A 15,483-nucleotide genomic window follows, 5' to 3' on the forward strand; every position below is an offset into this window, starting at 1 on the left:
ATTAATGTCCGTTAAAAATGATGTATAATCCTATCATCACTATGGTTAACAATATCCAGGCAATTTTTACGCGTGATGTGGCCTTAGGCAAATCACGTATTTCGTTTTCGGCCGGCGTGTAAATTTCCGGCGATGTATCCAGCAGCGAGATTAAAACGGCCACTATAAGCAGAAACGCAAAAATTAAAAATGAAAGCAACAGGTAATGCGGCCAAAAATTATACCGGCTGGGTGGTAACACCCACAAATAAGTTATGCCTACCAGTAAACTAAACGCCGACCCTGCAGACAGCGTAACATTAACCGCCTTGCGTGTGGTGCGTTTCCAAAAAACAGTGAGCAAAAACACTACCGACAATGGCGGAGCGATGAAGCCCAATACCGATTGAAACACATCAAACAAATTAAGCCCTTTAATGCTGTCAATAGCCAGCGCCATTACAATGGCAAACAGGCAGCCCACTACTACGGTAATACGCCCTACTCTGATCTTATCTGCAGTTGTGGCGTTAGGGTTGATGCTTTCGGCATAAACATCCGTTGTAAATACGGTACTTAACGCATTAAGTGATGAGCCAATAGTGCCTACCAGTACAGCAATCAACACTACAATAACCAGCCCATTCATACCCGGAGGGAATAAGTTGGTTACCATGGTCATGTAAGCTTCGGCCGGATCTTTTAAGTGCGGGAAGAGGATGTAACACAAAATGCCGGTTAGGATAAATAAAGGCAGCGATAATATTTTAAGCCAGCCTATAAAGTTTACGCCCAGTTGCCCCTGCTCCAGGTTTTTGGCACCAAGTACCGATTGCACCATAGCCTGATCGGTACAAAAGAAAGCCACAGCGGCCACAGGATAACCCAATAAAATAGCATACCAGGGGTATTTTGGATCACTGGCGGGGTGTACAAGGTTCCAGTAATCGGCAGGTACGCTGTGATAAACTGCCGAAAGGCCGCCTACCTTATTTACGCCCAAAATGGTTAAGGTTAACGATACGGCAATAAGCAACAGCATCTGAAAAACGTTTACCTTGGCTATTGCTTTTAATCCACCCGCAAAAGCAAACAGGCCGGCAAATGATACCAGTGCAATTACGGATTGCCACATGGGTATACCCAGTATCTGACGCACCAAAAAGCCACCGGCAAATAAGCCCAATGACAGCCAGGAGATCAGTATTTTAATGAGTGCATACCAGGCCAGGATAGTGCGTGTTGAATCGCCGTAACGGTTGCCCATAAACTCGGGCATGGTACTTACCCGGGCGGCAAGGTAGCGCGGAGCAAATACCAACGCCAGCAGCATGAGAAATACAAATGCATACCAGTCGAAATTTACGGCCACAATGCCGGTGCTATAGCCGATACTGGCAAAAGCCAGCAGCATAGAGGGCCCTACATTGGTGCCCCACATGTTGAAACCAATGCTGCTCCAGCCTAATGACTTATCGGCCAGAAACAATGTTTCGTCTGCTTTCTTTTTGTTGCCAAAGCTTGCGCGGTATCCTATTACAATTAATATAACGAGGTATACGGCCACAATGGCATAATCTAATCCGGTTAAGCGCTCTATAATGTTGCCCATTCTGGTTAGGCTTTAAGTGTTTCAGCAGTGATATTATATTCGGCCAGTATATCGGCCACCTTTACAGGCGCGCCGGTTTTTAGAGTGCGATCCATAGCCTGTAGTAAGGCAACGGTGCCTATGCCCTCTTTTACGTCGGGGTATGGGGTTTGCCCGGTTTCTAAACAATCAGCCACATATTCCAGGTAGTTTTGGTACTCGCCCGCGTGGTGGCTTTGCCCTTCAAACCGAAAGTAATGCTTCAAGGTTGCGTCACCCCAATGGATTATCTTTTCCTCACCTGTTTTATCGGTTACGGCATAGCGCAGCTCGTGATAATCGGCTTGCGATGCACCTTCGGTGCCGCGCAGTATGGTGCTCATGCCGCTATCGCGCTGGGCAGGTTGTGTAGGACCGGTATAAGCACCACTTACACGGGCAATACGGCCATCCGTAGCCTTAAAAATAAAGTGCATCGTATCTTCATTTTTCAGTCCGGCTTTTTGGCCGTTACTGCTAATCATGCCGTACCCCATCACTTCTTCTACATTAGGCAGGTACCAGCGCACAAAGTCAACCGGGTGGCTCAATCCGCCATAAAGCCATTTAAAAGCCGGTTCAAGCGCCCAGGGCTTCTCTAAAAACCAGCGATGATCGGCATGATACTCAGCTTCAATGGTAATAAGATCGCCAATTAAGCCGGCCTCGAAATCTTCACGTTGCCTTTTGGCAGGTTCAAAAAAACGTGAGCTTTGACCAACAAACACCTTTTTACCGGTTGATTCAGCCAAACTAATCAGTTCGTTAGCGTCTTTTAAATCATCAATAAACGGTTTGGTACACACCACGTGTTTACCTGCCAACAGTGCCTGTTTTACATGTTCGGCATGCAAATGATCGGGCGTATAAATAGCAATCAGATCAATCTCCGCATCGTTCAGCATATCCTGGTACTCGGTGGTATAGCTGTGAAAATCGAACTCTTTAGCCCGATGCTTACATACGTCCTGACTGCGGTCACATACCATTTTCAGTTCAAGCTTATCACTCCCTAATGCAGCCGACATGGTGCTACGCCCCTCTCCTAATCCTAATATTCCTATTTTTAACATTGTTGTTCCTTATTGCTGTTATTATTACTTAACCGGCTCCATAAAAACCCAAACCTCGCCTGGCTTGGTACCGGTAATACCTTCCTGATAATTTTTCATAATGGCGTTCCAGTCATTCACCCGAGGGTTATTTTCGGTAGTTTTCGGGTTCAGCTTATCCAGGCTTTCACCTTTGGGTATGCTGATGACCAGCATTAATTGCCTGCCATTTTTATAAACCAAGAGTTGCTGAAAACTTGCATTGCAAAAGCCTCTGCTTACTTCGGGCCACTTCTGGAATTGCGTAGCATGGTAATTAATATACTCCTGTTGTTTTTTAGAGTCATTCACTAAATTGGCAGTAAGGATAATGTTATCCCATTGATTAGCCACAGTGGCATCTTTACAGTGCTTTTTATTATTGAAAGTGTATACCTTATCGATATAGTTTTTTACCTCGGCATCCGGAAACGCTTTTTTAAGCAGCTCGCGAATTTTTTCGGCGCCTGGTATGTAACCAAACAGTACCAGCCTGTTTTTCCACTGGTAAACAGATGAAGCCGGTATGCCGTGGCGCATGCATATATCTCTCACCTTATCGGCATCTAAGCCGCCGTTGCTAGCTCCTACTACTTCAATTATCTGCGGTTCATCTGCATAAGCATCATAGCCTACATAATTAATGGTTGACGGCCTGCCTACAGCAGACTGGTATTTTGATAGCTGACGATAAGCCGGCTCCAGACCCGCATTAGCACGTATGGCTACATCTACCTGCGGACCATTGTTCGTCCATTTATTATCGGGCCCGTTGGCATTTTGCAGAAACTTATCGGCAGGGCACCAGTTGTCTTTTACAGTAAACCCGGATGAGCCTTCGTCGCAGTACAAGTAAAACCAGTGATGCAGATCATGCGCATAAGGCACTTTGTATATGCTATCAACCACGTTTTGGCTAATAACTGAACCGGGCTGTGCTGATAGAGTATAAATGCCCGCTACATCGTACAAGTGCTTGCCATAATGATGTATCTTATTGGCAGTTATTTTGTTGCCGCTCATTACGTTACTGAGTTTACTCCATCCCCAGCCCATACTAATTCCCGAATACGAAACCTCGCTTATCTCGTTATGCGCAATGTTAATGTTTTTAACATAGCCAGCGCCAATGCCCACACAGCCCCAATCCTCATTGGTTACATCGGTTACCAGGTTGTTTACTACTTGCTCGTTGGTACAAACTTCACGTTCATCTTTGGGATTGTAGGGCAGGTGCGCCTCAATGGCCTCGTCTGAAAAAACGCCCACCTGTATGCCCGTACCGCCAATGTCTTTGAATAGATTACCTTTTATCTCATTATTATGCGTGCCCCGCTGATAATCAAGCCCGGTAGAAGCCAGGTGCTCAAAACGGCAGCTCTCGAAACCGGTGTGATTAGCATACGCTACCTTAACGGCTGCCGCCGGACGACCGACCCAGGCCTGGTTTTCAAGCCCTTGTTTCTCCGGCGTACCGGCAATTTTCAACTTGTAGGCATCTATCATGTACATGCCTGCCTGGTGCGGCACATGCCCTTGCTGCGATGGGCGCAGCCAAGTAGCGTGCTCAAAACCAATGCCTTTTACATACACATTGCTCACCGGCCTGTCAATAGTACCGGCTATTGTTAACAAAGTTTCTAAAGCGGGAGCTACCACCCGTGCCTGGGGCATACCCTCTCCTGTACGTGGCCAATAATATAGTTTATTGGTTTTTACGTCGGCATACCACTCACCCGGCTCATCCAAAAACTCAATGGCGTTAGTAAGGTAAAACGCCGAATTACCGTTCATTTTATTGTCCTTATCAATAACTGCTTGCGGCCAGGGGTGTTCAAATTGTATACGACTTTCGGGTTGTTGAAAGGTAAGCTTGGTTTGCTTGCCTTGTACTGTAACGGTTTTTACCCGCAGATTGGCAATAGCCCACATCTGGTGAATCACCATTTCCATTTGCCCCGCATTGGCAGGCAATTTTACCGTTGGCGTAGGTATCCATATTTCTTGTTTAGCCTTATCTAGCGACAGGATTCGAGCCATTTGATTATCTCTGTCTGTTTCACGCGCACGAATAGCCTTATGGCCGTTTATCCAGATTTGCCTGAATTGGAAGGGCTGGCCTTCAAATGCAGGAATATCACTCACCCAAATTTTACCCTTAGCTGCTGCTGAAAGTCCGGAAACGGGAGTATTTAGTTTTTTCCAACCTTTTATGGCAATGCCGCCATCCAGTACAGGTTGTTGGTTAGGTGCTGCTTCGATATAGGTAGGTGACTGCTCGGTGCCTGAATCTTCGGGGCGGATAAATACTGGTTCGGTAAGCCCATAAGTACCGCCTAACATTATAATATGGATACCGCCTTTTACCGATGCATCATCCAGCCGCCGCAGCTCACGTGCCTGACGCAAGGCCGCATGCAGCGTTGCTTTGGGCGCTACTTTAGTACCCGAGTTGCTATCGGCGCCTGTAGGCGATACATAAATATCTGCAGCTTGTACGCTTACCGAAAGGCAGGCTATCGAAAGGATGCAGATTATTTGGCGTAAGGTTTTATCCATCGTTTAATTTTAATCACTCAAGTTATTGCGACCATTATAGTGGCAATCTTTGCATGCAATGCTGTTAACCGCTCAGAGGAGATTGCCACGCCACTATCGCTCCTCGCAATGACGCAATTGTTTTTACTCTTGAAACACCGATTTCACAAAAGCCGTATTGGCACTGAAATTCCACTTTACGTTGCGAGGATCCTTCACATCGCGTGAGCGTTCTATCACTAGCCAGCCTTCCCACTTCATCTTATCCAAGGTTTTCTTAACTTTTTTCAGATCAACTTTAGGGTCATTCTGCAGCCATGCGCCGTCGGTATTGGTGCAATGGATCTGGCAAATGCGTTTTTTTCCTAGTATCTTCAATTCTTCGTTCACATCGCGCCCATTATCCCAGGCGTTAGAAAAATTGAAGTAACTTTTAATAGCCTTTGAGCCTACTTCATCCAGCAGCTTAGCTTCGTCTGTAGCATTCAGCGATGTTTCTATCCCAATAACCACCCCTGCCTCTTCGGCTTTGGGCGCAATCAGTTTCAGGCGCTCTATCACAGCCGGACGAAGTTCAGGGTTCTTGGTCAGGTCACTGTTTACGCCTAATGGCAAAAACGCTACTTTAACGTTCATGGCCTTCATGGTATCCATACAATCCTGCACCATGCGGTCCACCCCATCACGCTTCGCGAACGACTGGGCAAAAAAGCCGGTCATGGCCAGCGAGCATATTTCCAAGTTCAGTTCTTTAGCCTTATCTAAAAACTGCTGGCGTATTTCGGGCTGAGCCAACTGGTTTTCGAACGTAGGACGATTACCTAAACCTCCCATATCCACCTCTACCCCATCTGCGCCAATATCTTTGGTTAGCTGGAAGGCACCAAGCTTTTGTCTTTTTAAGATCATCAGATCAACCACAGCAACTTTATAACGCTGACCTTTAGCCATATTAGCAAACGCAGATGCCCAGCTGCTTTGCGACAGTGCAACACTTGCTGTTAACATAGCTCCCTGGGCAAGGAAATTACGCCTGGTTGATGTAGTTTTCATCGCTTTGTACGTTTCCGCTTTAATAAAAAGCTTTTTATTTTTGGTTTATATTGGCGTTCCTTACAGGCTGGGCTATCCGCTCATACGCTTGCAGGCGTTAGCCACCAGCCTTTATCCACTATTCCTAACGCATTTATTCTTTCAACACTCCACGCCATTACGGCAAAAGAGGGTTTCGTTTAGCCTACTTGTTAAACAGTTTCTCTAACTGATCGAACCCGTGTATGGCATTGGCCGGCAGGTTTTCACCTTTAGGACCAAAAACGTATTGCGCCGGGTATTTTTCTATAACAACTTTCGATTCGTCAACTTTACCGTCTGCACCTTTTACGACGTTAATGTTCAGGTTAAAATGCTCAGCTACAAAATCGTACATGGCTAAACGTTTTGATTTGCCGTAGTCATGTCCTTCTTTTGGAAAGTGGGCATTTTGCACCATCTCGGGTTTACCATAGTATCCGTATATTTTTTGCAGGTAAGGCAAATCGGTATCGGGCACATTGGCCGACCAGTCGCCACCATCTGATATCACCAGTTGCGGGCGTGGCGCAGCCATAGCAGCCAGTTCGTCATTATTGGTGCCGCCACCGCACAAATGCACCGGTTGCCCGCTTTCGCAAGGACATCCACCCGAAAAATAGCTGGATAGCATTACTACAGGTACACTTAACTTAATACGGTCATCCAAAGCCGTAATCAACATAGTTTGGCTGCCGCCACCTGATGCGCCAGTAATAGCAACACGGTTTGGATCAGCTTCTTTAAGCGTTAATAAATAATCCAGTATGCGGAAACTGTTTAACGCTTGTACCGTCATAGCCAAACTACGGCGGTGGTCCTCGCCCTTAAATTGCAGCAAAGATTCGCCCCAGGCAAACAGGTCATAACTAATGGCCATGGCACCCATACGAGCCAGCGTGGCATAACGGTATTGCCCGTCGGCCCGGTAGCGGCCATCGCCAAAGTGCCCGTCTGGGCAAAGTACAACCGGTATTTTACCTTTAATTTTTAAAGGCTTATATAACGACCCGCTTACATAAACGCCGGGTAATGTTTCAATAGCAATATTCTCGACGGTATAGCCATCCATTACCCGTTTATTGGTAATGATAGGTTTTGATTTAGGCCGGGCGGGCATGGGCGATAATTGCAAAGCCTGCAACATGCAGGGGCGCAAATCGTACTTCCGTTTCTCCCAGCTGGTTTTGTCGTTATAACGTGATGAAAGGTAAGCCAGCTTTTCTCGTCCTTCCTCAACTGTTATGCGCGAGTATTCATAATATTTTAGCTTGAAAGCATTGGGGCCTTCCTCATTTACCTTCATATCCAGCGGTGCCAATACCGAAGCGAGTGTTGCTGCAGCTGTGGTTTTGTAGCGCCAGTCGGCATAGGGTACAAAGCGGTCTTTCACCATATCTTCCGGGTACTTAATCTTTACATGAAAACGATCCTGAATTTCGGTAAGCACCTGCTTCAGGGGTTTCTTGTACTCGTTATCGGAATTGTTGGTTTGGGCATAGGAAGTGCTCACACTGAATATCACTATCCAAAGTAATCCTGCCACGCACTTTTTAAGTATTTTTTTCAATGTTATTTTATATTAAACATGTTCATCACAGGGAACGAAGCAATCTCTATATACAAGGCTATTGACCAAGCTTGAGGAGATCGCCACGTTGTTATCGCTCCTTGCAACAACATTGGTATAGTTTAGCTTTATAAATCCTTACTATCCGCTTTTATCTCCGGCAACGTATAACCGGCTACCTTAGGCCACTCACCATTTTTAATTTCAACCAGTTTCAACTTTTTAGGATTCACTGCCACGTGCTTAATACGCAGGCGACGCCAGGTGTACACAAAGTGCACCATACCATCGCTGCTTTGTATAACCGACGGATAGGAATATTGGCTGATGGGTGAATCTTCTAAGATCAAGGCTGCATACCAGGTTTTGCCGTCTTTGCTTACTGCTACATTCAGTGGTGTGCGCGGACCTTTGGCTAATGTTCCGGGTGGCAGCACGTGGTTATAAACCAATAACTGGCGGCCATCCTTTAACGTCACCGCGTCGGTACCCGAATTATTATTCGGCAAATTGGTTTTAGCCAGCGGCGACCAGGTCATACCCTGATCTAATGACCAGGACTCCAGCACCGCACGGTTACGGCTACGGGCCAGTATTTGCAAGCGGCCATCTTTGTGTTTTAAAATGCTTGGCTGTATAGCTTCTAAAGAATCAGGCCCTTTAGCAACTGTTACTTTTTTCCAGGTTTTGCCAAAATCGGGGGTTATCTCAAAATGTACGCGCCAGCCGCCTTTACCTTCCGTACTGGTTGGGCAAATTAAGTTTTTACCTACTAATACCGGCTTGTTTTTAATAGGACCTAAATACCCTTCGGGTAAAGCCTTTTGTCCCGACCAGGTCATACCACCATCTTTAGAAGTTTTAAAATACCCTTTCCAGGTGGATGGGCTCGGGCCAATTTTGTAAAATAGCATCAGCTCGCCGCCCGGTATCTGGTATAATACAGGGTTCCAGGTTGGATAGCGTAAGGTATCGTTTTGTATGCCGTTGGCTACATTTACCCCTTCGGTCCATTTACCCTTAACCAGGCGGCTTACCCAAATACAAACATCGGGGTTACGCTCTTTGGTACCACCAAACCAGGCAGCTACCAAGCCCTTAGGCGTTTCAACAACGGTTGATGAATGGCACTCTTTGTAAGGCGCTTTCTCATAAATAAACTCATCGGTAACGATGCCGCTACGCCAGGGGTTACTTATGGTTTGGGCGCTACCTATCCCTGCCATGGCAGAAAACAACAGTGCTATAATTCCTTTTTTTGCAATTGAGGTATACTTCATTTTGGTAGTATTTATTGGGCAGGTTTACCCTCAGCAGCCGCTTTAGCAGCCGCCTTTTTAGCCTTAACCGCATCGGTATAGGCTTTAAACATATCGTGCCAGTTACGGCCGTGGGTATTCAGGTATTGCTCGTTATAAGTTTTGTATATCTCAAATATAGCCGATATCTGGGTCATGTTCTTAAAGTCGACTGCTTGTTCGCGGGCTTTTTTCAGGTTATCGGTCAGTACCTTCTCTTCCTGCTCCGTCAAATTTGGAACAATGCTCTTGTAGCCATTTAAGGTAAATGCTACCTTGCCAATGGTGTACTTATCCAGTATCGCTTCTACCTGCGGCTCAGTAAGGTTTTGGCGCAGGCCGCTCATCAGGTTCTCATGCACCGATTTAGGCATGGCCGAAATAGCGATGATCTGCCTGTTCATGGTGCTTAATGGCTTGCCGGTGTAAGGGTTGATACCTGCCGGAACGGTAGTATACGGATGATCATTGTTCCAGTCGCGTATGGTTTTAAGATGTGTAGCTATAACCTCTTTCACCGCGGTTTCTTTTTTAGTGTCGTTTAGGGTTAATGCTGCAACCCATTCTGACGCTTTTTTATTAGAGTCTTCGTCAGACTTGGCCCGCTGTTCGGCAGTCATGGCGGGTTTGGCATCGGCCGCAGATGTACCCTGCTGGGCATAAGTATTTACGGTAAAAAGCAATGCTGCCGCTCCGCTGATGAATAATGGTTTAAAGCTTTTCATAATTGGTTATTGAAATTTCTTCTCTTAATAAACTTGACTATAAATCCGATTTAAAGCTGTAAGTACCTGAACCGGCCTCAAATACTGCCATACCTGCATCCATTTTCACAAACTTTAACCCATCAGCCTCTGCAGCTTTTTTTCCGCCCTCAGTTACCGCATCAACCGATTTTGCCGGAATAGAAATCAAAGCTGTTGCGTTTGCCGGAATGGTAATATTCCAATCGAAATTATTACCTTTTTTCCACTCGCTTTTTACCAGGCCGTACGGCGTTTTGTAAGATGCATTAACGAAACTTAAACCATCGGTAAGCATGGGTTTCATAACCACCTGTTTAAAGCCAGGTTGGTTAATACCTGCTTTAATAGCCGCCAGATTTTGGTAGTACCATACTATCAAATCGCCCAGCAGCATTACGTGGTTGCCCGAATTCATGCTTGGGTTAGCCGTATCACCGTTCCACAACTCCCATATGGTGGTAGCACCGCGCTCGGCCATGTAGCCCCAGCTGGGGTAATCTTTATTAGTAGCAATTTTATAAGCGAGATCGGGACGGCCGTACTCGGTTAGTCCGCGCATGAGCCACTGCGTACCAATAACGCCGGTGGCTATATGGCTGTTATCGGTAGTGGTTACCCGTTTAACAATGTTGGCAAATACGGCCTTGCGGTTAGCAACAGGCGTAATATCAAAATATAAAGGCAGCAGGTTGGCTGTTACGGTGCCATTGTCATACTGCTGCGTTTGTGCATTATAAAATTTAGCGTTAAAGGCATCAGCAATCTTTACTGACAAAGCCGAAAACGCTTGCGCATCCTGTGGTTTGTTCAGCAGCTTTGCGAATCGCTTCATCAGGAACAGCATGCGGTGGTAGTAGGCTGTTGCAATCAACTGACCGTTTGTGGTACGGGTGCTATCCTTAGCGTGAATTAATTCTGGTGATTCGGGCGGTACACACCAGTCGCCGTACTTGTCTTTAGTAAGGATGTAATCCTTCATGTATTTGCCCTGCATGTAACTGAGCCATTTTTTCATGGAGGCATAGTGCTTCTCTGCTGGGCGCAGGTCGCCGTATTGCTTGTACAGCATATCGGCAATCAAGATATAGGTGCCGGGCCAGGTCATGTTATCACTGTAATAGTTCCAGTAAGCCGGGGCTACGTCAGGGATGGCACCTTCGGGTGTTTGCGCTTCCTCAATATCATCCAGCCATTTGGCGTATAGCTTATGGTTATCAAAAATAAAGCTCTCGCCCAATGAACCGGTAGCGCGGTCGCCCAGCCACGGCATACGCTCGTTGCGTTGCGGACAATCAACCGGCATGCCTTTGTAGTTACCAGCCACGCCCCACCAGGTATTTTTATAAACCTGGTTAATTATATCGTTTGACGTTTCGAAACTTCCAATAGTAGCCAGCGCATCATATACCACTTCACCTGTAAAATCACTCTCTTTAGGTTTGCCCGGATAACCGGTAACTTCTACATATCTAAAACCATGATAAACAAACACGGGGTGCCATATTTCTTCGGTGCTGCCCTTTAAAGTGTAAACGTCGGTCACCTTTGCATCGCGCAAGTTGGCTATATATAGGCTTCCATCTTTTTGCAGTGTTTCGGCAAAGCGGAGCGTTACTTTATCACCGCGTTTGCCCTTTACTTTAAACTTGATCCAGCCGGTCATGTTCTGGCCCATATCCATAATATAGGTGCCCGATTTTGACTCGTTCAGCTTTTTTGGTTTAAGCGTTTGCATCACCTTAATAGGTTCGCTCATTTGGGCCACCAGTTTACCGGTAGGCACCGGCGTAAGTTGTGGCTTTAGCCATTTAGTATCATTATAGCCTGCTTTATTCCAGCCTGGCAATTCTTTAGTGGCATCATATTCTTCACCGTCATATTCGTTATTGGTGCGTATAGGGCCATCGGCGGTCATGCGCCAGGTTTGGTCGCTTACCACCAGTTGGTGATGGCCGTCCTGGTACTCAATATCCAGTTGCAACAGCATTTTTGGAAAGCCGAACTCCTTTATCTTTTTAGGCTTGTACTTAGGACGCATAGTAAAATACCGCCCGTTGCCTAATACGGTTGCAACAGCATTCATACCTGGCTTTACCTCAGCTGTAACATCATAAGTGGTGTACTGTACCGATTTGTTATAATCGGTAGGCATTTGTGCCAATACCTGGTTACCAATGTATTTGCCATTGATATATAACTCGTAATGCCCAAGGCCAGAGATATAAGCCGTTGCCCGTTTCACCTTCGTTGCCGAAGCAAACTCCTTACGGAAATACCGGGCCGATAAACGTGAAAACTTAGAAACGCTATCCCATGCAAACCCTTTTTCATATCCTATCCATTTGGCTTTCCAGTTGGCAGGCAGCAATAAACCCATGCTCCATTTAGCCGGGCTGCTCCAGGCACTTTCGCCGTTGTTGGTGTACACTTTCACCTTCCAATAACAGGCAGTACCACTTTTAAGGGCCTTGCCTTTGTAAGTAACCATGATCGATTCATTAGAGGCCGTTTTGCCCGAAGTCCACAGATCACCCTGGTTGGCGGCCAGCTTAGCCTGAGTGGATGCCACTAAAACTTCGTAAGCCATTTGCTGAACGTTACGGCCACTACTTTGTATTTCCCAGCTTAAGCGCGGCTGGGTTACATCGATACCTTGTGGGTTTACCAGCATCTCGGTACGCAAATTTTGCAGTTGGATATCGGCTGCAAAGGTAGAGGCGCTCATGAGGCACAAGCCAATAAGCATACCCATATATATTTTTAAAGTCCTTCTCATCTTCCTGAAAAATCAAAATAGAGGTTCAATTCTTTGGCCCGTTTAGGCTCCTTCTCGTAATCGTAAAAAATGTGCTTCATCCCCATCGGCCCGGTATCTTCGGCTCCCAGTGTTTTGTTACCTATAGCGCCTATGCCCTGCATAAACGATATATCGCCCGACGGGAATTTAACCACATAGTTATGCCACTGGTCGTCTCTTGCCGTTGGGGTGAACAGGCGCAAAAACGTATCCTCATCCTCGGCCACAACCGTAAACGGCTGACCTGTGGTTATAAATTTACACCAGTACAAATTTGAATGATAGCCTTTAAATTCGGGATATACCCAGCTTTCGCCGGTCTCAGTATCATTGTAATCTTTTTTCCATACACCCAGCTGAGTACCCTTCATGCGGTTTTTCCAAACCCGGTATGGTCCACTACCCATGTATTCTACAGACTTCATTTGCTTTTCGGGGAAGGAAAAGTTTACACCTACAAAACTGGTGAAGTAGTCGCCGGGAAAATAGCGTACTTTCATCTTTACCCAGCCCGATGGGTAAATGGTCCACTGTAGGGTATTATAGCTGGCCTTACGGTCGTAAGTAGACTCAATAACCAAGTTCTTGCCATCCATTTTCTGCGTAAAACCTTTAAAGTTAGTTAAGCCTTCTTGCAGGATAGGCCCGTTTGTGAATGGAATGGCACCCTTAGCATTTTCGACAGCCCGAAGCATACCGTTATTTTTGCTATAACTCAGCTTAATTCCATTAGCCGTAACACGGTAAAGCGAATCGGCCTCCGTTACAATAACCTCACCTTTTGCATCTTTTACCACCAGTTTACGGGCCGCTCTTTCCGGACGGGTAATTGGCCAGCTCCAGGTAAACAGCTCGCGCTTGTGGTTGTCGGTTACGGTGATGTATAAAAAGTCGTAGCCTTTATAATCGGAGGGCAGCTTAAGCTTAAGTTTGCCTTTCTCAAATGGTTCGATGTTAGGTGAAGTAATAGCAAAACTTTGCTCGGCGGCTTTAGCCTTGCCATAAGTATCCGCAACCCGCACCAATTTACCGGTAAAGCTGCACTGGTTAAGGTTTGTAAAGTTATAGCGGTTCTCCAGCTCAAAAGTACCGTCAAATCCTGAAGCTATTTCGCGGCGCTCGAAATGCACCGGCGACCATACCTCTTTTACTGTGAAAAAACTGCCTTCTTTTTCATGATACGGGCCCACAATACCATCGGCACCATGGTCTTTATCAGTATCAATAGCGCCGTTTTTATCGGTACGCACTACGCCCTGGTCTGCAAAATCCCACAAGAAGCCGCCGGCCGACAGCGGGTTGTGCCACATGGCTTCCCAATAATCTTGTATGCCTGCGCCATGTCCACCATCATACATACCATGTAAAAATTCGGTAGGCATAACAATGCTGTGGCCGTTATCATAATTTCCTATGCCATAGTTAAAATCGCGGTAGTGCTGGGTATCAAACCCACCAAAATCTTCCCAGGCATGTATAACCGGGCGGTGCTGTATATCCAGTTTTCTAAATAGTGGATCGAGCTCATAGTTATGACCACCTTCGTTACCATTAATCCAAAATACAACCGACGGATGATTTTCATCATGCTGCAGCAACGCTTGCGTTAGCCTGGTACCGGTAGGCGTATCATAATGGCCGTGCCAGCCGGCCAGTTCATCCATTACAAACAAGCCCAGCGAGTCGCATACATCCAAAAAATGATCATCTGGCGGGTAATGCGACATACGCACAGCATTCAGATTTAAATCCTTCATCAGGTTTACATCGGCTATGCTGCGCGCTTTGCTCAATGCTCTGCCCGTTGTTGGCCAAAACGAGTGACGGTTAATGCCTTTAAATTTAATTTTGCTGCCGTTTACATAAACACCATCACGTTGTTTTACTTCAATGGTTCTGAACCCAAAGCGCTTAGTGAGTATATGTATTACCTTGCCATTTTGCATGAGGTTGAACACTACTTTATATAAGTTGGGAGCCTCGGGCGACCATAGCTTAGGGCTCGCAAATTTGCTTTGCAGATGTACCAGCGTATCTGTAGCGTTCAGCTTTATAGATGCACCTACTGGTTGGCCGGTTATGGTATAAATTTGTGCGGATACCAAACTGTTAGCCAATACATTTTTCATATATATATCGGCCTTAAAATCTCCGCTGGCCTGTGCATCCAGTGAAACACGACTAATATGCTGTACTGGCAATGCCTCCAGATATACCGGGCGGAATATGCCGCCAAATATCCAGAAATCGCCTTTACGCTCGGCTTCGTTTACCGATTGATTGGCCGAGTGCTTGGCTACAGTAGCTTCGAGTAAATTGTCGCCGTTATAATTTATTAGCGAGCTGATGTCATACTTAAAGGCGTAGTACGAACCCTGATGAACAGGCCCAGCCGACTTACCATTGATTTTAACCTCGGTATCAGTCATGGCGCCTTCAAATACAATTTGTATGGTTTTACCTTTAAAAGATGCCGGCACTTTGAACCTGTACTTGTAATGCCCTACCTCTTTACCGCGGGCCGTATCTTTAGCCCAACCGTAATTGTATTTACCAAACCCCTGTAGCTCCCAATTAGAGGGAACCGGAATAGTAGTCCATTTATCTGAATTACGCCCGGCTGAGCAGTAAAACTGCCAGTTGACCGTATGATCGCTACCGGTACCCGACAGATACATTTTTTGCGTTTGCTGGGCATGGGCATTTAACCCGGTTGAAAACAGCAGGCAAAAAAATAGTATATGCAGGTAGATAGTTCTCATT

Annotated in this window: 9 protein-coding genes; all 9 read right to left on the reverse strand. The window is 46.1% G+C overall.

The genetic code is table 11. The features are described from left to right. Nucleotide 1: 1 nt before the first annotated feature. The 9 genes from ABDD94_RS18295 to ABDD94_RS18335 all read right to left on the reverse strand — a co-directional run bounded on the left by ABDD94_RS18295 (nt 2) and on the right by ABDD94_RS18335 (nt 15,482). Nucleotides 2–1,591, reverse strand: a complete 1,590-nt coding sequence (locus ABDD94_RS18295; protein ID WP_345953440.1) for a sodium/solute symporter — start codon at nt 1,589–1,591, stop codon at nt 2–4. 5 nt (nt 1,592–1,596) lie between these two features. Then, the gene (locus ABDD94_RS18300) at nt 1,597–2,682 is read right to left on the reverse strand and encodes a Gfo/Idh/MocA family oxidoreductase (RefSeq protein WP_345953441.1); all 1,086 of its coding nucleotides are present in this window, start codon (nt 2,680–2,682) and stop codon (nt 1,597–1,599) included. A 24-nt stretch (nt 2,683–2,706) separates the two neighbouring features. After that, nucleotides 2,707–5,259: an L-rhamnose mutarotase gene (locus tag ABDD94_RS18305; RefSeq protein WP_345953442.1), complete on the reverse strand. Its 2,553-nt coding sequence runs from the start codon at nt 5,257–5,259 to the stop codon at nt 2,707–2,709. 123 nt (nt 5,260–5,382) lie between these two features. Further along, a complete protein-coding gene (locus tag ABDD94_RS18310) occupies nt 5,383–6,291 on the reverse strand; it encodes a sugar phosphate isomerase/epimerase family protein (protein ID WP_345953443.1) in 909 nt (302 codons plus the stop codon). 184 nt (nt 6,292–6,475) lie between these two features. Next, on the reverse strand, nt 6,476–7,879 hold the full coding sequence (locus tag ABDD94_RS18315; RefSeq protein WP_345953444.1) for an acetylxylan esterase: 1,404 nt from the start codon (nt 7,877–7,879) through the stop codon (nt 6,476–6,478). Nucleotides 7,880–8,007: 128 nt separating this feature from the next. Then, nucleotides 8,008–9,159, reverse strand: a complete 1,152-nt coding sequence (locus tag ABDD94_RS18320; RefSeq protein WP_345953445.1) for a sialidase family protein — start codon at nt 9,157–9,159, stop codon at nt 8,008–8,010. An 11-nt stretch (nt 9,160–9,170) separates the two neighbouring features. Continuing rightward, complete coding sequence (locus ABDD94_RS18325) at nt 9,171–9,902, reverse strand: DUF3826 domain-containing protein (protein ID WP_345953446.1); 732 nt, start codon at nt 9,900–9,902, stop codon at nt 9,171–9,173. A 37-nt stretch (nt 9,903–9,939) separates the two neighbouring features. Then, nucleotides 9,940–12,699 carry a family 78 glycoside hydrolase catalytic domain gene (locus ABDD94_RS18330; protein WP_345953447.1) on the reverse strand — a complete coding sequence of 920 codons (2,760 nt, stop codon included), beginning with the start codon at nt 12,697–12,699 and terminating at the stop codon, nt 9,940–9,942. Then, nucleotides 12,696–15,482, reverse strand: a complete 2,787-nt coding sequence (locus ABDD94_RS18335) for a glycoside hydrolase family 2 TIM barrel-domain containing protein (RefSeq protein WP_345953448.1) — start codon at nt 15,480–15,482, stop codon at nt 12,696–12,698. The genes ABDD94_RS18330 and ABDD94_RS18335 overlap by 4 nt, the downstream gene beginning before the upstream one ends. Nucleotide 15,483: the final 1 nt, after the last annotated feature.

The sequence above is a fragment of the Mucilaginibacter sp. PAMB04168 genome, assembly GCF_039634365.2.
GTDB lineage: Bacteria > Bacteroidota > Bacteroidia > Sphingobacteriales > Sphingobacteriaceae > Mucilaginibacter.

Bases quoted from the DNA above. Each gene is read 5' to 3' on its own strand.
- ABDD94_RS18325 (WP_345953446.1), bottom strand. From the start codon at position 9,902: ATGAAAAGCTTTAAACCATTATTCATCAGCGGAGCGGCAGCATTGCTT.
- ABDD94_RS18305 (WP_345953442.1), bottom strand. From the start codon at position 5,259: ATGGATAAAACCTTACGCCAAATAATCTGCATCCTTTCGATAGCCTGC.
- ABDD94_RS18300 (WP_345953441.1), bottom strand. From the start codon at position 2,682: ATGTTAAAAATAGGAATATTAGGATTAGGAGAGGGGCGTAGCACCATG.
- ABDD94_RS18320 (WP_345953445.1), bottom strand. From the start codon at position 9,159: ATGAAGTATACCTCAATTGCAAAAAAAGGAATTATAGCACTGTTGTTT.
- ABDD94_RS18295 (WP_345953440.1), bottom strand. From the start codon at position 1,591: ATGGGCAACATTATAGAGCGCTTAACCGGATTAGATTATGCCATTGTG.
- ABDD94_RS18335 (WP_345953448.1), bottom strand. From the start codon at position 15,482: ATGAGAACTATCTACCTGCATATACTATTTTTTTGCCTGCTGTTTTCA.
- ABDD94_RS18310 (WP_345953443.1), bottom strand. From the start codon at position 6,291: ATGAAAACTACATCAACCAGGCGTAATTTCCTTGCCCAGGGAGCTATG.
- ABDD94_RS18330 (WP_345953447.1), bottom strand. From the start codon at position 12,699: ATGAGAAGGACTTTAAAAATATATATGGGTATGCTTATTGGCTTGTGC.